This is a genomic window from Pseudomonas sp. RT4P38, assembly GCF_054897765.1.
In genome coordinates, this window is sequence record NZ_CM142703.1 from 4647486 (window position 1) to 4669388 (window position 21903).

27 protein-coding genes are annotated in these 21903 nt (G+C 59.3%); 16 read left to right on the forward strand and 11 right to left on the reverse strand.

Features of this window, described 5'->3' with window-relative positions; genetic code table 11:
• Positions 1-34: 34 nt before the first annotated feature.
• Positions 35-1762 carry a gamma-glutamyltransferase gene (gene ggt / locus ACYZT7_RS21500; RefSeq protein WP_462038149.1) on the reverse strand — a complete coding sequence of 576 codons (1728 nt, stop codon included), beginning with the start codon at positions 1760-1762 and terminating at the stop codon, positions 35-37.
• Positions 1763-1912: 150 nt separating this feature from the next.
• Here ggt and ACYZT7_RS21505 point away from each other — a divergent pair, with 150 nt between their 5' ends.
• Complete coding sequence (locus tag ACYZT7_RS21505) at positions 1913-2428, forward strand: methylated-DNA--[protein]-cysteine S-methyltransferase (RefSeq protein ID WP_462038150.1); 516 nt, start codon at positions 1913-1915, stop codon at positions 2426-2428.
• Positions 2429-2436: 8 nt separating this feature from the next.
• Here ACYZT7_RS21505 and ACYZT7_RS21510 read toward each other — a convergent pair whose 3' ends face one another.
• Together ACYZT7_RS21510 and ACYZT7_RS21515 are read right to left on the reverse strand one after the other, a co-directional pair.
• Positions 2437-3030 carry an NUDIX domain-containing protein gene (locus ACYZT7_RS21510; protein WP_462038151.1) on the reverse strand — a complete coding sequence of 198 codons (594 nt, stop codon included), beginning with the start codon at positions 3028-3030 and terminating at the stop codon, positions 2437-2439.
• A 61-nt stretch (positions 3031-3091) separates the two neighbouring features.
• A complete protein-coding gene (locus ACYZT7_RS21515; protein ID WP_462038152.1) occupies positions 3092-3529 on the reverse strand; it encodes a hemerythrin domain-containing protein in 438 nt (145 codons plus the stop codon).
• A gap of 150 nt (positions 3530-3679) precedes the next feature.
• Between ACYZT7_RS21515 and ACYZT7_RS21520 the strand changes: the two genes are divergently transcribed.
• A complete protein-coding gene (locus ACYZT7_RS21520; RefSeq protein ID WP_462038153.1) occupies positions 3680-4111 on the forward strand; it encodes a GNAT family N-acetyltransferase in 432 nt (143 codons plus the stop codon).
• Between the two features lie 161 nt (positions 4112-4272).
• Here the strand turns inward: ACYZT7_RS21520 and ACYZT7_RS21525 are convergent, their stop codons facing one another.
• Entirely contained in the window at positions 4273-4623 is a 351-nt protein-coding gene (locus tag ACYZT7_RS21525; protein ID WP_283188462.1) for a hypothetical protein, read from the reverse strand.
• A 161-nt stretch (positions 4624-4784) separates the two neighbouring features.
• Here ACYZT7_RS21525 and ACYZT7_RS21530 point away from each other — a divergent pair, with 161 nt between their 5' ends.
• From ACYZT7_RS21530 to ACYZT7_RS21575, 10 genes are all read left to right on the forward strand, one after another.
• Complete coding sequence (locus tag ACYZT7_RS21530; RefSeq protein ID WP_008154823.1) at positions 4785-5033, forward strand: hypothetical protein; 249 nt, start codon at positions 4785-4787, stop codon at positions 5031-5033.
• A gap of 20 nt (positions 5034-5053) precedes the next feature.
• Positions 5054-5368 carry a DUF6388 family protein gene (locus tag ACYZT7_RS21535; protein ID WP_462038154.1) on the forward strand — a complete coding sequence of 105 codons (315 nt, stop codon included), beginning with the start codon at positions 5054-5056 and terminating at the stop codon, positions 5366-5368.
• 51 nt (positions 5369-5419) lie between these two features.
• Positions 5420-6600 (forward strand): IS3 family transposase gene (locus tag ACYZT7_RS21540; protein WP_462037539.1). Its coding sequence is split into 2 segments (ribosomal slippage): positions 5420-5684 and positions 5684-6600, totalling 1182 coding nucleotides; the frame shifts between segments, so codons are not numbered across the junction.
• A gap of 74 nt (positions 6601-6674) precedes the next feature.
• Positions 6675-7379 carry a YoaK family protein gene (locus ACYZT7_RS21545; RefSeq protein ID WP_462038155.1) on the forward strand — a complete coding sequence of 235 codons (705 nt, stop codon included), beginning with the start codon at positions 6675-6677 and terminating at the stop codon, positions 7377-7379.
• Positions 7380-7578: 199 nt separating this feature from the next.
• Complete coding sequence (gene tusD / locus ACYZT7_RS21550) at positions 7579-7971, forward strand: sulfurtransferase complex subunit TusD (RefSeq protein WP_462041844.1); 393 nt, start codon at positions 7579-7581, stop codon at positions 7969-7971.
• A 1-nt stretch (position 7972) separates the two neighbouring features.
• On the forward strand, positions 7973-8335 hold the full coding sequence (gene tusC / locus ACYZT7_RS21555; protein WP_449644699.1) for a sulfurtransferase complex subunit TusC: 363 nt from the start codon (positions 7973-7975) through the stop codon (positions 8333-8335).
• Complete coding sequence (gene tusB / locus ACYZT7_RS21560; protein ID WP_462038156.1) at positions 8335-8628, forward strand: sulfurtransferase complex subunit TusB; 294 nt, start codon at positions 8335-8337, stop codon at positions 8626-8628. Before tusC ends, tusB begins: the two co-directional genes overlap by 1 nt.
• Complete coding sequence (locus ACYZT7_RS21565) at positions 8625-8960, forward strand: TusE/DsrC/DsvC family sulfur relay protein (RefSeq protein WP_461999157.1); 336 nt, start codon at positions 8625-8627, stop codon at positions 8958-8960. Before tusB ends, ACYZT7_RS21565 begins: the two co-directional genes overlap by 4 nt.
• Positions 8957-9958, forward strand: coding sequence for a glycosyl transferase family protein (locus ACYZT7_RS21570; protein ID WP_462038157.1), 1002 nt, complete (start codon positions 8957-8959; stop codon positions 9956-9958). The genes ACYZT7_RS21565 and ACYZT7_RS21570 overlap by 4 nt, the downstream gene beginning before the upstream one ends.
• 90 nt (positions 9959-10048) lie before the next feature.
• The gene (locus tag ACYZT7_RS21575) at positions 10049-11050 is read left to right on the forward strand and encodes a glutathione S-transferase family protein (protein WP_462038158.1); all 1002 of its coding nucleotides are present in this window, start codon (positions 10049-10051) and stop codon (positions 11048-11050) included.
• 103 nt (positions 11051-11153) lie between these two features.
• Here the strand turns inward: ACYZT7_RS21575 and cysG are convergent, their stop codons facing one another.
• The 7 genes from cysG to ACYZT7_RS21610 form a co-directional block, all read right to left on the reverse strand.
• Positions 11154-12548, reverse strand: coding sequence for a siroheme synthase CysG (cysG, locus tag ACYZT7_RS21580; protein WP_462038159.1), 1395 nt, complete (start codon positions 12546-12548; stop codon positions 11154-11156).
• The gene (gene serS / locus ACYZT7_RS21585; RefSeq protein ID WP_462038160.1) at positions 12549-13829 is read right to left on the reverse strand and encodes a serine--tRNA ligase; all 1281 of its coding nucleotides are present in this window, start codon (positions 13827-13829) and stop codon (positions 12549-12551) included.
• Positions 13830-13844: 15 nt separating this feature from the next.
• Positions 13845-14219 (reverse strand): fluoride efflux transporter CrcB, encoded by a 375-nt coding sequence (crcB, locus tag ACYZT7_RS21590; protein WP_046049410.1) that lies wholly within the window; start codon positions 14217-14219, stop codon positions 13845-13847.
• Complete coding sequence (locus ACYZT7_RS21595; protein WP_282377712.1) at positions 14219-15541, reverse strand: replication-associated recombination protein A; 1323 nt, start codon at positions 15539-15541, stop codon at positions 14219-14221. The genes crcB and ACYZT7_RS21595 overlap by 1 nt, the downstream gene beginning before the upstream one ends.
• Positions 15542-15631: 90 nt before the next feature.
• Positions 15632-16255, reverse strand: coding sequence for an outer membrane lipoprotein periplasmic chaperone LolA (gene lolA, locus ACYZT7_RS21600; protein ID WP_449644690.1), 624 nt, complete (start codon positions 16253-16255; stop codon positions 15632-15634).
• 80 nt (positions 16256-16335) lie between these two features.
• Positions 16336-18738, reverse strand: coding sequence for a DNA translocase FtsK (locus ACYZT7_RS21605; RefSeq protein ID WP_462038161.1), 2403 nt, complete (start codon positions 18736-18738; stop codon positions 16336-16338).
• A complete protein-coding gene (locus tag ACYZT7_RS21610) occupies positions 18735-18947 on the reverse strand; it encodes a hypothetical protein (RefSeq protein WP_462038162.1) in 213 nt (70 codons plus the stop codon). Before ACYZT7_RS21610 ends, ACYZT7_RS21605 begins: the two co-directional genes overlap by 4 nt.
• 98 nt (positions 18948-19045) lie before the next feature.
• Here ACYZT7_RS21610 and trxB point away from each other — a divergent pair, with 98 nt between their 5' ends.
• From trxB to infA, 4 genes are all read left to right on the forward strand, one after another.
• The gene (gene trxB, locus ACYZT7_RS21615) at positions 19046-20005 is read left to right on the forward strand and encodes a thioredoxin-disulfide reductase (protein WP_462038163.1); all 960 of its coding nucleotides are present in this window, start codon (positions 19046-19048) and stop codon (positions 20003-20005) included.
• Positions 20006-20069: 64 nt separating this feature from the next.
• Positions 20070-20750 (forward strand): leucyl/phenylalanyl-tRNA--protein transferase, encoded by a 681-nt coding sequence (gene aat, locus ACYZT7_RS21620; RefSeq protein ID WP_462038164.1) that lies wholly within the window; start codon positions 20070-20072, stop codon positions 20748-20750.
• A 57-nt stretch (positions 20751-20807) separates the two neighbouring features.
• On the forward strand, positions 20808-21515 hold the full coding sequence (locus ACYZT7_RS21625; protein ID WP_449644686.1) for an arginyltransferase: 708 nt from the start codon (positions 20808-20810) through the stop codon (positions 21513-21515).
• Between the two features lie 111 nt (positions 21516-21626).
• The gene (gene infA / locus ACYZT7_RS21630) at positions 21627-21845 is read left to right on the forward strand and encodes a translation initiation factor IF-1 (RefSeq protein WP_002553999.1); all 219 of its coding nucleotides are present in this window, start codon (positions 21627-21629) and stop codon (positions 21843-21845) included.
• The last annotated feature ends 58 nt before the right edge of the window (positions 21846-21903 follow it).

Consider the following 21903-nt stretch of genomic DNA (forward strand, 5'->3'; position numbering starts at 1 on the left):
GGAAACTAGATCCGTCTCCTTTAAAACACAACCCTCAATAACCGAGCGACAACCCGGTATTACGACGTGGGTCGTTCGCCCCATAGAAGCGGTTTTTGCCCACCGGTTTGCCTTCCAGCGAAGGCGCGCCGACCAGAATCGCCGCCACATGGTTGGCGTCCTGCGGCCCGGCAAACTTGTGCCCCCAACTTTCGAGCATCTTCACCGTATCGGGACTGGTGGTGAAGGTCTCCAGGTTGGTCTCTTCCGGCAACCACTGCTGGTGGAAACGGGGTGCATCGACCGCTTCCTGAATGTTCATGCCGTAGTCGATCACGTTGAGGATGGTCAGCAAGGTCGCGGTGATGATGCGACTGCCGCCGGGGGTGCCGACGACCATCACGACTTTGCCGTCCTTGGTGACGATGGTCGGGCTCATGGACGACAGCGGTGCCTTGCCGGGAGCGATGACATTGGCCTCCCCTTGCACCAGGCCGTACATGTTCGGCACGCCGATTTTCGAGGTAAAGTCATCCATTTCATCGTTGAGGATGACCCCGGTTTTGCTGGCCATGACGCCGGCACCAAACCAGTCGTTCAGGGTGTAGGTCACCGAGACCGCGTTGCCCCACTTGTCGACGATGGAGTAATGGGTGGTGTTGCTGCCTTCGTGGGGCGCTACGCCGGGTTTGATCTCGCGGGACACACCGGCCTTTTGCGGGTCGATGGCGGCGCGGATTTTGGTCGCGTAGTTTTTATCCAGCAAGTGGGCGATCGGGTTTTTCACGAAGTCCGGGTCGCCCAGGTAGCTGTTGCGATCCACGTAAGCGTGGCGCATCGCTTCAATCTGGTAGTGCATGCTCTGGGCCGAGTGATAGCCCAGGTCTTTCATCGGATAGCCTTCGAGGATGTTCATGATCTCGCAGATCACCACGCCACCGGAGCTTGGCGGTGGGGCCGATACGACGTGGTAGCCGCGGTAATCGCACTCGATCGGGGCCAGTTCACGGGTCTTGTATTTGTCGAGGTCGGCCTGGGTGATGATGCCCTTGTTAGCTTGACTGGAGGTGACGATGGCGTCGGCCACCCAGCCTTTATAGAAACCGTCGGCACCCTTCTCGGAAATTTCCCTCAAGGTTTTGCCGAGGTCTTTTTGCACCAGTTTCTGGCCAACCTGCATCGGCTCGCCGTTGCTCAGGAAGATCGAGCCGGAATCGCGCATGTCCTTTTTGAAGACGTCGGTGGCGTACTCCAGCAACTCGACATCGCCCTGCTCCAGCTCAAATCCGTCTTCGGCGAGCTTGATGGCCGGGGCGATGACTTCCTTGCGGGGTTTGGTGCCGTATTTCGACAGCGCCAGTTCCATCCCGGACACGGTGCCCGGCACGCCGACCGCCAGATGGCCACGGGTGCTCAGGTCAGGGACGACGTTGCCCTCCTTGTCGAGGTACATGTCTGCGGTGGCGGCCAGCGGTGCTTTTTCGCGGAAGTCGAGGAAGGTCTTGCGCCCGTCCGCCAACTGAATGGTCATGAAACCGCCGCCGCCCAGGTTGCCCGCCGCGGGATAAACCACCGCCAGCGCGTAACCGACCGCGACTGCGGCATCGACGGCGTTGCCGCCGTTCTTGAGCACATCGACGCCCACATGACTGGCCAGATGCTGCGCGGTGACGACCATGCCGTTTTCGGCCGCGACCGGCGCCACGGAGGCCGCATATGCACTGAGGCAGCTGAGCGCCAATGAGGCCGCAATCAGCGATTTGGCAAAAGGTTCGAACTTCATGAGTCGGTCTCTTTTTGTTTTTAGGCTCTGTACAAAAACAGAGGGAAGGCTTCAAGAGCAGAGGCAAGTATGGCTGGGATTGCGTATTGCGCCTCCCCGTCGAGGCAGTATGCTTGCCCTCAGTTCAGCACTTTTGCGGAGTCCACCGGCATGAGTTACACCTTCACCACCCTCGCATCCCCGGTGGGCGAATTGAAGCTGGTCGCGAACGGCTCACGACTGGCAGCCATCCTCTGGGAAAACGACAAACCCGGTCGGGTGCGACTTGGGCCGATGAGCGAGGCGCCGGATAATCCGATCCTTATGCACACCGCTCAGCAGTTGCGGGAATACTTTGCGGGCACACGCAATCGATTCGACCTGGAGTTAGCGTTTGCCGGGACGGAATTTCAGAAGAAGGTCTGGGCGGCGCTGCTGACCATTCCATTTGGTGAGACACGCAGCTATAGCGAGATTGCCAGGCAGATCGGTAATCCCAGTGCGGTTCGGGCGGTCGGAGCCGCGAATGGCAAGAATCCGATTTCAATTGTGGCGCCGTGTCATCGGGTGATTGGCGCTTCGGGGAAGTTGACGGGGTTTGCCGGGGGGCTTGAGGCAAAGGAGCGGCTGCTGATGCTTGAAGGTTGCGAGTGGTCAGGCCTCAGCAGGACGGGGGAGTTGTTTTGATTTAACGCTCAAGCGTCGGCGAAGATATTTTTCATCGCCGCATACTGCAACAGCATGATGGTCTTCGCATCGCAGATCTCCCCGCGATAAAACGCCTCAAGCGCGTCGTCGAATTTCCACTCCAGCACTTCCAGTTCCTCGGTCTCCTCCTCCAGTCCGCCGCCATCACTGACCTTGGAAGCGGCATCGTACTCAGCGATGAAGAAGTGCAGTTTTTCGGTCACCGAGCCGGGGCTCATGTAGGCCTCAAACACCTTGTGCACATGGTGCACGCGATAACCGGTTTCTTCCTCCGCTTCTTCGCGGATGCGCTCTTCAGGCGCCGCACCTTCGAGCAGCCCCGCCGCCACTTCGATCAGCAACCCATCGTGGCCGTTGACGAACACCGGCAATCTGAATTGCCGGGTCAGCACGACGGTTTTCTTTTCACGGTTGAACAGCAGAATCGCCGCGCCATTGCCACGGTCGTAGACCTCGCGGGTCTGGCGCTGCCATTCGCCGTTATTGCGCAGGTAATCGAAGGTGATTTTCTTGAGCAGGTACCAGTCGTGGGACAACACCTGGGACTCGATGAGGTTGACCCGCTCGGCTGTGTTCGACATGACAACGCATCCCTTTTTTCGTCGGAAGGCGCACATGTTAGGCGAAAACGAAAGCCTGGCGCTAAGAAAGCTGGGCCTTGTATTCCTTCACATATTGCCCCGCCAGCGCCTCTTTCTGTTTGTCGTCGAGTAGCTTGCCGGCCATTTGGAAGAACTTCTGCTCTTCCTCTTCCAGGTGGTGATTGACCTTCTCGGCGAGCTTCTTCGCAGCCGCCAGCCAGGCTGGGCTGGACATCTCGGTCTCGTCCAGTTCCTCCATCATTTCGTCCATCTCATGATGCTCTGAAATAGCATGGCGGCTGAGGTCGACGCCGTTATCGAACTCCATCAGCGGAATGTAGAAATGGCGCTCTTCAGCGGTTTCGTGGGCCTGAAGTTCGGACTTGAGCTGCTTGTAAGCCTCGACCCGCTCGGCGGTGTCGCCGCTGGTCTGGATCAGTGCATCGGCGTAGGTGCGTTGGCGGTCGTGGCTTTCGCGCAAGGCTTCGAAAATATTCACGGAGTGTCCTCATAGGTCGCGTTCTGGAATGACGCTGTTTAGGCTAGACATCTGCGCGCGAACGACGGTTCCACTTGAGGACTGGAACATCGACCAAGGGCCGCGATAGGCTTGGAAATGTTTTCCACCCCTGCCATAAGGAAATAGCTGATGACCCTGCGAATCGAACGGTCGCAAAACCCCACGGATGAAGAGCGCCAGGCGATCCTGTTGCCGTTGCGCGCCTACAACGCCGCAAAGGCCGGCGTCTCGACGCAGGAGCCCATTGCCTTGCTGGTGCGTGACGAAAGTGGCGAGATCCTCGGTGGGCTTCACGGTCGAGTGTTTTACCAATGGATGTACATCGATCTGCTGTCGGTACCGGAGCAGGCCCGGGGACAGGGCATGGGCACGAAGCTGATGCAGATGGCTGAAGACCTGGCACGGGAAAAGGAATGCATCGGAATCTGGCTCGACACCTTCGACTTCCAGGCCCCAGAGTTCTACAAGAAACTGGGCTACAGCGAGTTCGGGCAGATCGCTGACTATCCGCCGGGTCACAAGCGCTTCTTTTTCCAGAAGCGCCTGATGAACAACACCTGACCCGGTGGGAGCAGACCCCATTTTGATGATCGATACTGAACAACTGTGGGAGCGAGCTTGCTCGCGATAGCGGCGGGTCAGTCAACATCTACGTTGAATGATAAACCGCTATCGCGAGCAAGCTCGCTCCCACAGGGGACTGTGTCAGCTCATCAGCCTGCTTACAAACAGGTTGCCAACGCCGCCAGTCGGCGCTTGGCCACAAAGTCGTCATGTTGCGCGTAATAATTCAGCACGGTTGCGGAAGCGTCAGTCGTCACGTCCACAAAGGACTCCGCCGAGCGCGTGTAAACGGTGGAACCACCCTTCTTGCCAGGCTGCAAATACGCACCCGCATCGACCCCAAATACCGCCTCGTCCTGCCAGGAAAACTGTACACACTGGGCGACGACTTTTTCCGGTTTGTCCGACGTCAGGGTTTTGTACGGGGTTCCAGTGCGGGCATCGTTCATCGCCGAGCCGGCGCATCCCGCCAGCAACGTTACGGCCAGCGCCACCATCAGAATTCGCATTGCGTTCGCTCATCAAGAAAAAGCGGACTGTATCACCGCGGCACGGCGTATCGTTCTGCTTTACTTCATTTATACCGCGACACCGAGTGACGATTCGCGCACCCTGTCGCGCCATTAACACCGCATCGCCCATTTTTCCGGGCTCATTTTTTGGAAAGGCCATGACACCCAACGCCGAATATTACAAACCGACCGCTGAATATGCCGACAAGCTGATCAGTCAGATCGGTCAGACGCCGTCCTGGATTGCCAAGCGAATTGGCGTCACCGACAAGCGGATTCGTTACATCCTCGACGGCGAAAGAACCGTCAAAGGTGAAACCACGCCGATTCAAATGACGTATCCCGAGCAGTTTGCCCTTGAGTGCCTGGCAGCAGCGGCCAAGGCCAGCAAGAAGCAATCTTCGTAACCCGGCCTCAAGGAGCGACCATGGCGGCAACCGAACAGCAACACGAGCAAGCGCTGAAGAAGTTTCTCGATGAGCGCCCTGAACTGCGCGTCGAACTCGACAACCTCAACCCTCTGTTGGCTCAGGCCAAGGGCGAGACCGCGGCGCAGTACCGCGAGGAGCGCTTGCATGAAGCGTTTGAAGCCGAGGCCGAGCGCCTGGGATTGTTTGCCTGGGAGCTGACGCTGCAACTGACCGCGGCGACGGCCGAGGACTATCAGGCACAACGCCTGGAAGTGCACAAGGAAGTGGCCGAGATGGCCGGCATGGACTGGCTGGAGTATGCAGTGGTCTAATTTCCCCAGACACCCCGATAGGTGGAAAATACATCTACCGAGGAGTTTTTCATGACCGACAAACGCAGAACATTCGACGAGAGCTTCAAGCTACAAGTCGTGAAGATGATCAAGGACCAAGGCGTGACCGTTCCGCAGGTCTGCCTGGATCTCAATCTTGGTGAGACGGCTGTGCGCCGATGGGTGCGTCAGTACGATGCGGAGATACTGGGAGAGACCGGCATCGGTAAGCCATTGACCGCCGAGCAACAACGTATTCGCCAGCTGGAGCAGGAAAACCGCCAGCTCAAGATGGACAATGACATCTTAAAAAAGGCTACAGCCTTCTTTGCCCGCGAGCTGAAGTGACTTATCGGCTGGTCAAACAGTTGCAACAGAAGGCTTACTCCGTAGCGCATGTCTGTCGTGTACTCAACGTCAGTCGATCCGGTTTCTATGAGGCTCGCAAGCGTGTTGCTGCGCCGGCATCTATTTGTCCGGTTACGGTTCAGCTCAGGGCTTCGTTTGAGGAAAGTGGAGGCTGCTTCGGCAGCCGCCCGTTACGCAATGCGTTGCGTGGCAAGGGCATGGTGGTGGGTCTTTATAAAATCCGCCGATTGATGCGTGCCAACGGTCTGCGCTCGGCCTGGAAGCGCAAGTTTGTCCATACCACCGACAGCAACCATGACCTGCCCATTGCCGAAAATGTGCTCAACCGTCAGTTTGACCCCGTGGCGCCGAACAAGGCTTGGGTGGCTGACATTACCTACATCCGGACCCGCAGCGGCTGGTTATACCTGGCGGTGGTGTTGGACTTGTACTCCCGTAAAATCGTCGGCTGGTCCATGGCCCCGAACATGCCGGCGGAGTTGGTGTGTAGCGCAATGCAGTTGGCCATCGCGCAACGTCAACCGCCACCGGGCCTGATCGCTCACTCAGACCGTGGCAGCCAATACGCCAGCGCGAGCTATCGAGCGTTGCTGGCGCGAAATGACATGCAGCAAAGCATGAGCCGCAAAGGTAACTGTTGGGATAACGCGGTAATGGAACGCTTCTTCCTCAGCTTGAAAATGGAGCGAGTGTGGCGACGTGACTACGCAAACCACGGCGAAGCAATCCGCGACATTACTGAGTACATCGTTGGGTTTTACAACAACAAACGGCTGCACTCGAAACTAGGCTATTTGCCACCAACCGTTTACGAACGGGTGATGGCATCAAAACCACCTATCGAGGTGTCCGGAATTAGTTGACCACTACAGTATTGCGAGTTATGTGGATTGAGTAAGTGACCACGACGGTCGCTGCCTGAGGACGACCTTCGCTGATGTTGCCATCCCACTCAACTGACCGCGCCAGCCCAGGCCATCTGCATACCCGCAAATGGCGCGGGCGCATCGGCATGTCGCTGGTGGCCAGCCTCTCGGTGCTCGCGGGCATGACCGACGCCATCGGCTTCATGGCCAGCGGCGATTTCGTCTCGTTCATGAGCGGCAACACCACCCGCCTCGCCGTGGCGATCAGCGATGGCGACCTGGGCCTGACCTTGCGCCTGATGATACTCGTTGGCACCTTCATCGTCGGCAACGCCTTGGGTATCGTCGTCAGCCGCCTCGGCGGCCGCCGGGCGCTGCCCTTGCTGCTGTGCATCGCCACGCTGCTGTGTGGGGCGGCGGCCTGGCCTTATGAGGAACAATTGCCGGCGTTGCTGGCGGCCATCATCGCCATGGGCATGCTCAATGCCGCCGTGGAAGAAGTGAACGGCCTGCCGGTCGGCCTGACCTACGTCACCGGCGCCCTGTCGCGCTTCGGCCGTGGACTGGGACGCTGGATGCTCGGCGAACGTCGCAACGGTTGGCGCGTGCAACTGATCCCCTGGACCGGGATGTTTGCTGGCGCGGTCATCGGCGCCGTGCTGGAACATCACCTGGGGCTCAGGGCCTTGTTTGTCAGCGGTCTGCTGGCCGGCGCCATCGGGCTGCTGTCGCTGAAAATTCCGCGGCGTTGGCAGTTGGGGTACATGCCACGCTGAGCGGCACCGGTCAGTCCGCCATCGCGAGCAAGCTCGCTCCCACAGGGATTTGTGTGATCCTGAAGATTGTAGCTTCACCGCAAAACCTGTGGGAGCGAGCTTGCTCGCGATGGGGGCGACTCGGTCTCGAGGAAAACGCCCTTCGCCGCCCCGCCGATAAAGCATTATCATGGCCGCAGTTTTGCTGATCGAGTCCGTCATGAAGTTCGCCATCGCGCTGTTTTCCGCCGCCCATGCACCCTCCTCGCGCCGCGCCTTGCTGTTCGCCCAGGCCGCGCTGGCCGGCGGGCATGAAATTGTCCGGCTGTTTTTCTATCAGGACGGCGTCTACAACGCCTCCGCAAGCGTGGTCACGCCGCAGGATGAGCTGGATTTGCCCAAGCAATGGCGCAACTTCGTCACCGAGCATCAACTGGACGGTGTCGTGTGCATCGCCGCGGCCCTGCGTCGTGGCGTGTTGAACGAAGAAGAAGCCGGACGCTATCAGCGTGAAGCCGTTGCTGTAGCCGCGCCGTGGGAATTGTCCGGCCTCGGCCAGTTGCATGATGCGGTGCAGGACGCTGACCGCCTGATCTGTTTCGGAGGCGCGTGAGATGCCTAAATCCTTGCTGATTATCAGCCGTCAGGCGCCATGGTCCGGACCGAGTGCGCGGGAAGCGCTGGACATCGTGCTGGCCGGTGGTGCGTTCGACCTGCCGATCGGCCTGCTGTTTCTCGATGACGGGGTGTTCCAGCTCGCCGCGAAACAGGACGCCAAGGCCCTCCAGCAGAAGGACCTGAGCGCCAACCTGCAAGCCTTGCCGATGTTCGGTGTCGAAGACCTTTTCGTCTGTGGCGAGAGTGCTGCAGAACGGGGTCTGGACCCGGCCGGTTTAGCGCTGGAAGAAGCCCAAGTGCTCGCCGCCCACGAAATCACCGCACTTATTGACCGTTACGACCAGGTGATCACCCTCTGATGCCGACTTTGCATGTGTTGTCTCATTCCCCGTTCGGCGACGACCGCCTGACCAGTTGCCTGCGCGTGATTGGCGCTGACGATGCGCTGCTGCTGACTGGCGACGCGGTCTATGCCTTGCAACCAGGCACCGCGCCGTTCAATGCGCTGAACACCCGCAATCTAAAACTGTTCGTACTGGCCGAAGACGCCCAGGCTCGCGCGCTGGAGATTCCTGACACGGCCAAGGCCATCGATTACCCGGCCTTCGTCGAGCTGTCGATTCACTACGACAAGGTCAACAGTTGGCTATGAACTCCCTGACGGTCGGCGCACGCGCCATCGAGTTGGACAAGGACGGTTTCCTGGTCGAACTGAGCGACTGGTCTGCCGACGTGGCCAGCGCCCTGGCCGCCGCCGAAGACATCGAGTTGAGCCCCGAACATTGGGAAATCCTCGAACTGCTGCGCAGTTTCTACGCCGAATTCCAGCTATCACCGGCCACCCGTCCGCTGATCAAGTACACCGCATTGAAGCTGGGCCCGGACAAGGGCAACAGCCTGCACCTGAACCGACTGTTCAAAGGCACCCCTGCCAAACTCGCCGCGAAACTGGCGGGCCTGCCCAAACCGACGAATTGCTTATGACCGATTACCCAGCGCTGACCCTCGAAACACCCGCCGAACACCCGTTCGCCCAGTTCGTGCGCATCCTCGGCAAAGGCAAACGCGGCGCTCGCGACTTGACCCGCGAGGAAGCCCGCGAAGCGATGGGCATGGTGCTCGACCACAAGGTCGAAGACACCCAGCTCGGCGCATTCCTGATGCTGTTGCGGCACAAGGAAGAAAGCGCCGAGGAGATGGCGGGCTTTACCGAAGCGTTGCGCGAACGTCTGAATTCTCCAGCATTGGCCGTCGATCTGGACTGGCCGACGTATGCCGGCAAGAAACGTCATCTGCCGTGGTATCTGCTGGCGGCCAAGTGCCTGGCGCAAAATGGTCTGCGCATCTTCATGCACGGCGGCGGCGCGCACACGGCGGGTCGGCTCTATAGCGAACAATTGCTGGATGAGTTGAAGATACCGTTGTGCCGCGACTGGCAGCAGGTGGGTGTGGCGCTCGATAACGGCGGTCTGGCCTTTATGCCGCTGGTGGATTGGGCGCCGCAACTTCAGCGCATGATCGACCTGCGCAACACCCTGGGCCTGCGTTCGCCGATCCACTCCCTGGCGCGGATTCTCAATCCGTTGGGTGCTCGCTGTGGCCTGCAAAGCATTTTCCACCCCGGTTACCAGGCCGTGCATCGCGATGCCAGTGGCTTGCTCGGCGACACCACGATCGTGGTGAAAGGCGACGGCGGCGAAATCGAGATTAACCCGGACGCCGACAGTCACCTGTATGGGACCACGGGGGGTGAAAGCTGGGATGAGGAATGGCCGCAACTGTCGAGCCAGCGCCACGTCAAACCGGCCGCGCTCGATCCCGGGCACCTGAAAGCCGTGTGGCGTGGTGACGTGGTCGACAGCTACCCGCAAATGGCGCTGATTTCGACCATGGCCCTGGCCTTGCGCGGCCTCGGTCAAACCCGCGAACACGCCTTCGAAACCGCCCAGCAATACTGGGATGCTCGGGACAGATCGATTTAACCGATCATAAGCGCCCAACCTTTGCGCTTTTTTATCGAACCTATGCGAATAGACTCCTCTCCAACGCTTATTGGTTGAGGAGTCTTGAACATGGGTTTGTTGGTTGAAGGTCGCTGGCATGACCAGTGGTACGAAAGCAGCAAGGACGGTGCGTTCCAGCGTGAACAGGCGCAGCGTCGCAACTGGCTGACCGCTGACGGCAAACCCGGCCCGACCGGTGTCGGTGGCTTTGCGGCCGAGGCCGGTCGTTATCACCTCTACGTGTCCCTCGCCTGTCCATGGGCTCACCGCACGCTGATCCTGCGCAAACTCAAAGGCCTCGAAAGCCTCATCGACGTCTCGGTGGTCAGTTGGTTGATGCTGGAAAACGGCTGGACCTTTGACCGGAACCTCGGATCGACCGGCGACAAACTCGATCACTTCGACTTCATGCACCAGCGCTACACCGCCGATTCTGCCGACTACACCGGCCGCGTCACGGTGCCAGTGCTCTGGGACAAACAGCAGAATCGCATCGTCAACAATGAATCGGCGGAGATCATCCGCATGTTCAATGGCGCCTTCGATGATTTGACGGGTAATGATCTGGATTTCTACCCGGCGCCGCTGCGGGGTGAGATCGACGCGCTGAACGAACGGGTTTATCCAGCGGTGAACAATGGCGTCTATCGCGCAGGGTTTGCCACGTCGCAGAAGGCGTATGGGGAGGCGTTCGATGGATTGTTTGGCGAGCTTGATCGGCTGGAACAGCTGTTGGGCGCTAATCGTTATCTGACGGGGGAGTACCTGACTGAAGCTGACATTCGACTGTTCACCACGCTGATTCGCTTTGACGCCGTGTATCACGGCCACTTCAAGTGCAACCTGCGGCGGATCGCCGATTATCCGAATCTGTCGAACTGGCTACGGGAAATGTATCAGTGGCCGGGGATTGCCGAGACGGTGGATTTCGAGCACATCAAGCATCACTACTATGGCAGCCACAAGACCATCAACCCAACGGGGGTTGTGCCGAAAGGGCCGGCGCAGGATTTCACGGCGCCGCATGATCGGGAGCGGTTGAGCGGGAAAGGGGTTTGGCGCAGGGCCTAAGGTGTGTGCAGCTTTTGAGGGTCCCTTCGCGGGCAAGCCTCGCTCCTACAGTTCTCACCGACCGTAGGAGCGAGGCTTGCCCGCGAAGGAGGCGACTCGGTCTTCAGACCTGCGCCTGAGCCCCTTCGAACCACGCCAGTTTTTCGCGCAATTGCACCACTTCCCCAACGATCACCAGCGTCGGCGCATGTACTTCATGCTCCGCCACCAGCCGTGGAAGGTCCGCCAAGGTTCCGGTAAACACCCGCTGATTGACGGTGGTGCCCTGCTGGATCAACGCCGCCGGCGTATCCGCTGCGCGACCATGCTTGATCAATTGCTCGCAGATGATCGGCAAGCCCACCAACCCCATGTAAAACACCAGGGTTTGCGCCGGCGCAACCAGGTCGGCCCACGGCAAATCGGTGGAACCGTCCTTCAGGTGCCCAGTGACAAAACGCACCGACTGCGCGTAATCGCGGTGCGTCAGCGGAATCCCGGCATACGCCGAGCAACCGCTGGCCGCCGTGATACCCGGCACCACCTGAAACGGAATGCCATGGGCCGCCAGCTCTTCGATCTCTTCACCGCCGCGACCGAAGATGAACGGATCACCGCCCTTCAATCGCACGACCCGCTTGCCTTGCTTGGCCAAATCCACCAATTGCTGGTTGATCTGATCCTGGGGCACGGCGTGATCGGCGCGACGCTTGCCGACGTAAACCCGTTCGGCATCGCGACGGCACAAATCCAGAATCGCGGGCGCCACCAAGCGGTCATACAGCACCACATCGGCTTGCTGCATCAGGCGCAAGGCACGGAAGGTCAGCAGGTCGGGATCACCCGGGCCGGCGCCCACCAAATAGACTTCGCCCGTTGCACTCGGTGCCTCTCCAGCAATTTTCGCCAGCATCAAGCGCTCGGCTTCGGCGCCCTGCCCGGCCAGTTGTCGATCGGCAATCGGGCCCTGGAACACGTCTTCCCAGAAAGCCCGACGCTGCTGCACATCCGGGAACAGGCGTTTGACCTGGCTGCGGAAACGCGCCGCCAGACCGGCCAATTGACCGTAGGTGGAAGGAATCCAGGTTTCCAGTTTGGCGCGGATCAACCGCGCCAGCACCGGCGCGTCGCCGCCACTCGATACCGCAATGATCAAAGGGGAACGGTCGACGATCGCCGGGAAGATCACGCTGCACAAGGCCGGCGCATCCACCACGTTTACCGGCACGCAACGCCGATGGGCATCGGCGGAGACTTGCGCGTTCAGCGGTTCGTCGTCGGTGGCGGCAATGATCAGCCCGCAACCGTCCAGGTCCGCTTCGACATAGCCACGCACCAGACACTCGCCACCGCTGCCGGCAACCAGCTCGCGCAGTTGCGGTTCGATTTCAGGTGCGACCACCCGCAGCAGCGCACCGGCTTCGGCCAGCAGGCGGGATTTGCGCAAGGCAATCTCCCCCCCGCCGACGACCAACACACGACTGCCGCGAAGGTTATGGAACAGCGGCAGATAGTCCATTTAGCCGATGACCTCAAGGCCACCCATGTACGGTTTCAGCACTTCAGGCACACGGATCGAACCGTCGGCCTGCTGGTAGTTTTCCAGCACCGCCACCAGCGTACGACCGACCGCCAGGCCGGAACCGTTCAGGGTGTGCACCAGTTCAGGCTTGCCGGTTTCCGGGTTGCGGAAACGCGCTTGCATACGACGGGCCTGGAAGTCGCCGCAGTTGGAGCACGACGAAATCTCGCGGTATTTGTCCTGGCTCGGGATCCACACTTCCAGGTCGTAGGTCTTGACCGCGCTGAAGCCCATGTCGCCGGTGCACAGTGCAATCGTGCGATATGGCAGTTCCAGCAGTTGCAGGACTTTCTCGGCGTTGGCGGTCAGGCCTTCCAGCGCGTCCATCGAGGTCGACGGTTCAACGATCTGGACCATCTCTACCTTGTCGAACTGGTGCTGGCGGATCATGCCGCGGGTATCGCGACCCGACGCACCGGCTTCACTGCGGAAGCACGGCGTGTGCGCAACGAACTTGATTGGCAGCAGTTTCGAATCGACGATTTCGCCCGCGACGATGTTGGTCAGCGACACTTCAGCAGTCGGGATCAGGTACAGATCGGCTTCGCCTTCGCGAGTGATCTTGAACAGGTCTTCTTCGAATTTCGGCAGCTGACCCGTGCCTTGCAGCGCCGGCGCTTGAACCAGATAAGGCGTGTAGGCCTCTTCGTAACCGTGTTCGCTGGTGTGCAGGTTGATCATGAACTGCGCCAGGGCACGATGCATACGAGCAATCGGGCCGCGCAACAGGGCGAAACGGGCGCCGGACAACTTGGCGGCGGTTTCGAAATCCAGCCAGCCGAACTTCTCGCCCAGGGCGACGTGGTCCTGAACCGGGAAATCGAACGCGGTCGGGGTGCCCCAGCGGCGCACTTCGACGTTACCGTCTTCGTCATCACCGATTGGCACGGATTCGTGTGGCAGGTTCGGGATGCCGAGCAGAATCGAGTCCAGATCAGTCTGGATCCCGTCCAGCTCGACTTTACCGTCACTCAACTCGTTCGCCATGCGCTCGACGTCAGCCATCAGCGGGGCGATGTCTTCGCCACGCTGCTTGGCCTGACCGATGGATTTGGAGCGTGCATTACGTTCAGCCTGCAGTGCTTCGGTGCGGGTCTGGACGGTCTTGCGCTGTTCTTCCAGCGCTTCGATGCGCGCAACATCCAGCGTGTAGCCACGGGATGCCAGGCGGTCCGCTACGTCCTGAAGGTTGCTACGTAACAGTTTGGAATCGAGCATGTCGGTCTCTCGTTATCAAAGTTTGGTCAAGGACAGGCCAGCCCAGGTAGCGAGCAGCCCGCCGAATACGCTGATGGCAGCATAGACAAAAGCCAGCGGCATTTGCCCGGTTTCCAGCAGACGCACCGTATCCAGTGAAAAAGATGAAAAAGTCGTCAGCCCCCCGAGGAAGCCGACCATCAACCCGGCGCGCACCTCAATCGGCACCTCCGGGCGTACTAAAAACAGACCGTATAGAACGCCGATCAGCAAACAGCCGACGATATTAACGGCCAGCGTCGCGGTATAGAAGTGCCGCGGCCAATTAGCGTTGATCCAGTTCCCCGTGGCAAAGCGTAAAAGCGTTCCGGCGATACCGCCCACAGAAACGGCAACGATCAAAGGAATCACTATTTTCTCCGCTGCCGGGGGCTGAGACGGTCAAGTTGCGCGAGGTGATTGAGCTTCTCGCCGATCTTTAGCTCCAGGCCACGCGGCACCGGCTGATAGAACGGTTGCGGCTCGAGCTCTTCCGGGAAATAGTCTTCGCCAGCGGCGTAAGCGTCCGGCTCATCGTGCGCGTAACGGTATTCGTCGCCATAACCCAGTTGCTTCATCAATTTGGTTGGCGCATTGCGCAGGTGCAGCGGCACTTCCAGCGAACCGTGTTCGGTGGCGCTGCGCATCGCGGCTTTGAAACCCATGTACACCGCATTGCTTTTCGGCGCGCAGGCCAGATAGGTGATGGCCTGGGCCACCGCCAATTCGCCTTCGGGGCTGCCAAGGCGCTCCTGCACTTCCCACGCTGCCAGGCACAGGCTCAGGGCGCGGGGGTCGGCGTTACCGATGTCTTCGCTGGCCATGCGCACCACGCGCCGGGCCAGGTACAACGGATCGCAACCGCCGTCGATCATCCGCGCAAACCAATACAGCGCGCCATCAGGGTTGGAGCCGCGCACGGATTTATGCAGCGCGGAAATCTGGTCGTAAAACGCTTCGCCGCCCTTGTCGAAACGTCGACGGGTATCACCGAGCAAGCTTTGCAGCAGATCGACGCCGATCTCGCTGTTGTCTTCAGCCAGGTCCGAAGCGTTTTCCAATAGATTGAGCAGACGCCGGCCATCGCCATCGGCAGCCGACAGCAGCATCTGGAAGCCTTCATCGCTGAGGGTCAGTTGCCGCGCTCCCAAACCACGCTCTTCGGTGAGGGCTCGATGCACCAGCTTGCGCAGGGCCGCTTCGTCGAGGCTTTTGAGCACGTAGACGCGGGCCCGTGAGAGCAACGCGTTGTTGAGTTCAAACGAGGGGTTTTCAGTGGTCGCGCCGATGAAAATCAGCGTGCCGTCTTCAACGTACGGCAGGAACGCATCCTGCTGGGACTTGTTGAAACGGTGCACTTCATCGACAAACAGGATGGTCCGCTTGCCGTACTGCCCGGCCTGCTGCTTGGCGATTTCCACCGCCTGGCGGATTTCCTTTACACCGGCCAGTACCGCCGAAACTGTTTCGAAGTGCGCGTCCGAGACTTCCGCCAACAGCCGGGCCAGGGTGGTCTTGCCCACACCCGGCGGGCCCCAGAAAATCATCGAGTGCAGGGCACCCTGCTCCAGCGCTTCGCGCAAAGGCTTGCCGCGAGCGAGCAGGTGTTCCTGACCGACGTACTCGTCCAGATTGGCTGCACGCAGGCGTGCTGCCAAGGGTTGAGCTATCGGGGCACTGCGAAACAGGTCCATCACGTGCGGTTGAAACCTCGCTTTATTACGCAGTTCTTAAGTCTGGCGAAATCCTGTGGAGAGGGAGCTTGCTCCCACAGGTTTTGCGTCTTACTCCTGGATCACGTCGGCACCCTTAGGGATGTCGAACTTGAACTTGGACGCCGGAATCGGCTCGTTGGCCTTCACACCGGTGAACAGGATGTTGGTGCGCTGACCGACGCTGTCGATCAGTTGCATGTCATTGACCAAGCCATTGCGGAACGACAGACGCAGGCTGTCGAACAGGGTGTCCTTGGTTTTCGGCTTCAGCGTGAAGTCGATCACGCCACCGGCTTCCTTGGCGCTGATGTCGAAGCTCTGGCTGATCTTGGACACGTCACCGGACAGCAGCAGCGCCGGGGTCTGAGTCAGGCGCTGGTCGAGGTTCTTGATGGTGACCTGCTCCAGGTCCGGGTCCCACAGGGAAACCTTCTTGCCATCGGAGACCATCAGTTGCTCCTGCGGTGCGTCGGTGTGCCAGTAGAACAGGCCAGGACGCTGCAGGGACATTTGACCCGCCGTTTCCTGCAACCGGGTGCCACTGCCGTCGAGGGTCAGCTGCGAGAATCTCGCGGTCAGGGTCTGGGATTTTTCCAGCAATTGGGTCAGACGCGCCACGTCCTTGTCATCGGCGTGGGCCGAAAGCGTGGTCAAAGCCAGTACCGGCAGCAACAGCATGCGGATAAGACGCATGGGAGTCCTCATAACATTCGTGGGGGGTGCGGTGGCACATCACTGCGCCGCCGCTTTTCAATTCAGGTCAGCAAATCAAATCAGTCGCGCACCGGACCTGGAGCCAGGACTTCACGCGAACCGTTGGTATTCATGGATGTCACGACCCCGGCCATTTCCATGGCTTCGATCATGCGCGCGGCGCGGTTGTAGCCGATTTTCAGCTTGCGCTGAACCGCAGAGATGGACGCACGACGGCTTTCCAGTACGAACTGCACCGCTTCGTCGTAGAGCGCATCGGATTCACTGTCGTCATCGCCGCCGCTACCGCCTTCAAAGCCGCTACCGGGTTCTTCGACACCCGCAAGGATCTCGTCGTTGTATTCCGGCGCGCCACGCAGTTTCCAGGCTTCGACCACCCGGTGAACCTCATCATCGGACACGAAGGCACCGTGGACACGGATCGGCAGACTGGTGCCCGGCGGCATGTAGAGCATGTCACCGTGGCCCAACAGTTGTTCGGCGCCGCCCTGGTCGATGATGGTTCGCGAATCAATCTTGCTCGATACCTGGAACGCCATACGGGTCGGAATGTTGGCCTTGATCAGACCGGTGATCACATCAACCGACGGACGCTGGGTCGCAAGAATCAAGTGGATACCGGCAGCACGGGCTTTCTGGGCGATACGGGCAATCAGTTCTTCAACCTTCTTGCCGACGATCATCATCATGTCGGCGAATTCGTCCACCACCACGACAATGGTCGGCAGCTTGGTCAGCAACGGCGCTTCGTCGTGAATGCTTTCGCGCTTGTACAGCGGATCGGTCAACGGCGTGCCGGCGTCCTGGCCTTCCTTGACCTTGGCATTGAAGCCCGACAGGTTACGCACGCCCATCTTCGCCATCAGTTTGTAGCGACGCTCCATCTCCGCCACGCTCCAGCGCAGGGCGTTGGCCGCGTCCTTCATGTCGGTCACGACAGGGCACAGCAGGTGCGGAATACCTTCGTAGATCGACAACTCAAGCATTTTCGGGTCGATCATGATCAGCTTGGCGTCTTCCGGGCCGGACTTGAACAGGATCGACAGGATCATCGCGTTCACACCTACCGATTTACCGGAACCCGTCGTACCGGCTACCAGCAAATGCGGCATTTTTGCCAGATCGGTGATGACTGGCTTGCCGCCGATATCGTGGCCCAGAGCCAGGGTGACCGGTGACTTGAAGTTGTCGTACTCAGGCGTCGACAGCACTTCAGAGAAACGCACGATCTGGCGGTCTTCGTTGGGAATCTCGATACCGACGGTGGTCTTGCCCGGAATCACTTCCACCACACGAACGCTGGTCACGGCCAGGGAACGTGCCAGGTCTTTCGCCAGATTGGAGATGCGACTGACCTTGACCCCTGCCGCTGGCTGGATTTCGTAACGGGTAATGACCGGGCCTGGGTGAATCGAATCCACCGAGACTTCGACGCCGAATTCCTTGAGCTTGATTTCCAGCAAGTGGCCAACCGCAGCCAGGGATTCAGGCGAATAATTGAGTTGTTTCTTTTCTGCAGGGTCGAGAATCGAGATCGGCGGCAAGGTGCCTTCGACGGCGCTGTCTACGAACAGCGGCGCCTGTTTCTCTTTTTCCACGCGATTGCTGGGAGCCGCTGGCTTGGGCGGAGCTGGCGCAATCACCGGCGGTACCTGCTTCTCGCGATCGGACATGTGCTTGCTCAGGGCTTGCTCACGCTCGATCAGGCGTTCCTTGACCTTGGCCTGCTCGCGCTTGTCGGTGACGGTCGGCGCCACCACGTCATGGACGCGGTCGTCGACTTCACGCAATTGGGCGACCAGTTGCTTGCGCTCCGTGCGGGCGGCCCACCAGCGATTGGCCGCACCCTGGAACAATTCAAACAGGTCGAGGGTGATCTTGCCGGTGAGGTCCATCACTTTGAACCACGACAGGTCGGTGAACACCGTCAGGCCAAACAGGAACAACGCGATGAGCAACAGCGTGCTGCCCTGAATATTCAGGGCGTTCCTGGCCAGATCGCCAAGACTTTCACCTAAAGCGCCGCCAGCACCGGCCGGCAGACCGGTCGCGGCGTGGAAATGGATATGGGCCAGGGCGGCGCCCGACAGCACCAGAAACACCAAGCCGATCAGGCGCCAGGAGAACAGCCAGCCGCTCCACTCCCACTGCTCGTGGCGTTGACGGAAGATCTGAAAAGCCTTGATCGCCAGCAACAGCGGGAAGATGTAGGCGAAGTAACCCAACACCATGAACAGGATATCGGCGCTGTAGGAGCCGACCGGTCCGCCGAAGTTCTGCACATCGTCGATTTTGCTGTTATGGCTCCAGCCCGGATCGTCCTTGCCATAGGTCAACAAGGCCATCATCAGGAACAGGCACAAGCCGCCAATGGCGATCAATGCACCTTCCTTGAGCCGGTAGTGCAATTGCTGGCGCCAGAGCGGAACGACTGTTTTGGGTGCTGCGGTGGATTTCTTCAAAACGCTTCTTTTCCTGCGCCCATGGCGCGTCCATCTGTTGAATGACTTAAAAAAACTGCCCAATCCAGGCAGGTAAAAAAGTTAACAGGCGCAACTGAGACTACTTTTAACACTACGCTGCGGTTTTTATAAACACGGAGCGCACCGCTTATTTTATTACAAGCACTGTAACAGGCAGGCATTGTACGGGTTTGTTCGTCCGATGCCATGCTTGAAACCCAAGGTGTAGCATAGCCAACAGCGCATTACTCGCGGTTCAATTTGAGCATGCATTCTCTTTTGTGACAAAGGCTTATGAGGTGTTTTTATGAGCGAAGCGAAGCATTCCCGCCTGATCATTCTGGGTTCCGGCCCTGCCGGTTACAGCGCAGCCGTTTATGCCGCCCGCGCCAACCTCAAACCCGTTGTCATTACCGGCATACAGGCAGGTGGCCAGCTCACCACCACCGTTGAAGTCGACAATTGGCCCGGTGATGTCGAAGGCCTCACCGGCCCGGTGCTGATGGAACGCATGCAAAAACACGCCGAGCGCTTTCATACAGAGATCGTTTACGACCACATCCACACCGCCAAGTTGCAACAGCGCCCGTTCGAACTCATCGGCGACAGCGGCACTTACACCTGTGACGCGCTGATTATCGCCACCGGCGCCTCGGCGCAATACCTGGGGCTGCCCTCGGAAGAGGCATTTGCCGGCAAAGGGGTTTCGGCCTGCGCGACGTGCGACGGCTTTTTCTACCGCAATCAGGTGGTCGCGGTCGTTGGCGGCGGCAATACGGCGGTTGAAGAAGCGCTGTACCTGTCGAACATCGCCAAGGAAGTTCACCTGATTCACCGGCGCGACAAGTTGCGCTCGGAGAAGATTCTCCAGGACAAGCTCTTTGAAAAAGCCGCCAACGGCAATATCCGCCTGCACTGGAACCAGAATCTAGATGAAGTGCTGGGCGATGCCAGCGGCGTGACCGGCGCCCGCCTGCGGGACAGCCACACCGGCGAAACCAGTGAATTGTCGCTGGCCGGTGTGTTCATTGCTATCGGCCACAAGCCCAACACCGACTTGTTCGAAGGCCAGCTGAAAATGCGTGACGGCTATCTGCTGGTCAAGGGCGGCAGCGAAGGCGATGCTACCAGCACCGAAATCAAAGGCGTGTTTGCCGCCGGTGACGTCGCCGACCACGTTTATCGCCAGGCCGTGACCTCCGCCGGGGCCGGCTGCATGGCCGCGCTGGACGCCGAGAAGTATCTCGACGACATTCCAGTCGTTTGACGGCACACTTCAGGGTGGGCCCACCCGCCCGCCACTGCCCACTCCTTCTGTAAGCCCGGATGCCATGCTGACTTGGTTACAACGCAATACTCTGACCTTCCCGCCCCTGGAAAAAGCCATGCGCGATCCCAACGGGCTGTTGGCCGCGGGCGGCGATTTGTCCGCCGATCGTCTGATTCAGGCCTACCGCCACGGCTGTTTTCCATGGTTCTCGGAAGGCCAGCCAATTCTCTGGTGGTCGCCGGATCCACGCACCGTACTGTTTCCCGACGAACTGCATGTCTCGCGCAGTCTGAACAAACTGTTGCGCCAGCAACGCTATCAAGTGACCTTTGATCAGGATTTTGCCGCGGTCATCCGCGCTTGCGCCGCGCCTCGGGATTACGCCGACGGCACCTGGATCACAGAAGCCATGCAGAACGCCTATCTCGAGCTGCACAGGCGTGGCTACGCCCATTCGGTGGAAGTCTGGGACCAGGGCGAACTAGTCGGCGGGCTCTATGGCCTGGCGATGGGTCAGCTGTTTTTCGGCGAGTCCATGTTCAGCCTCGCGGACAACGCCTCGAAATATGGCTTTGCCACACTGGTCCGACACCTGAAAGACTCTGGCTTTGTGCTGATCGACTGCCAGATGCCTACCGACCATCTGCACAGCCTCGGCGCCCGAGCGATTCCACGCGGTGAATTTGCCGACTACCTTGCGCAGCATCTGGACCAACCCAGCCGCGCAACCTGGGTTTGCTGAGCGACTTTTGCGCGCGTGGCTTACACTTAATTCAAAGCTTATTCCCGAGGGTTGATCATGACCGAGTTGGCGCGCTTGAAGTTCTATGCCACTCAGCCCCACTCTTGCAGTTATCTGCCCGAGGAGCAGGCCACGACCCTGTTTCTCGACCCTAGTCAGCCCATGGATGTGCATGTCTACGCAGACCTGTCTGAAATGGGTTTCCGTCGCAGCGGCGATCATCTCTACCGGCCCCATTGCCAGAATTGCAATGCGTGCGTACCGGCGCGCATCCCCGTGGCGCAATTTGAGCCCAACCGTCAGCAGAAACGCATCTTCAAGCGTAATGCCGACTTGCAGATACGTCCCGCCAGGCCAGGGTTCAGCGAGGAGTATTTCGACCTGTATCAGCGCTATATCGAACAGCGTCACGCCGATGGCGATATGTACCCGCCGAGTCGCGATCAGTTTGCGACGTTCCTGGTACGTGATTTGCCGTTCTCCCGGTTCTACGAATTTCGCCTCGAAGGACGACTGGTGGCAGTGGCCGTCACCGACTTACTGCCGAACGGTCTGTCGGCGGTTTATACCTTCTACGAGCCCGCTGAAGAACGCCGCAGCCTGGGGCGTTATGCGATTCTCTGGCAAATCACCGAGGCTCAGCGTCTGGGGCTGGAAGCCGTCTATCTGGGCTATTGGATCAAAAACTGCAAAAAGATGAGTTACAAGACGCAATATCGTCCTATCGAACTGCTGATTAATCAGCGCTGGGTCATCCTGAACTAGAGCAAGCCGTAAACCCCTTGGCTTAAACCCCATTTTTCGGGCACAATGCACGCCGCTTTTGCCTGGCGCAGTTGCACCGGGCCATTCATTGGACACCGAGGGCTTTACTGCATGTCGAAAGAAGACAGCTTCGAAATGGAAGGCACTGTCGTCGACACCCTGCCCAACACCATGTTTCGTGTGGAGTTGGAAAATGGGCACGTCGTAACCGCGCATATTTCCGGCAAGATGCGCAAGAACTACATCCGTATTCTTACCGGTGACAAGGTGCGCGTCGAGCTGACGCCCTATGACTTGAGCAAAGGGCGCATCACTTACCGCGCTCGCTAATCAAGTCAATACAAAACGCCCGGTTTATGCCGGGCGTTTTTGTGTGCGCGTGATTTTA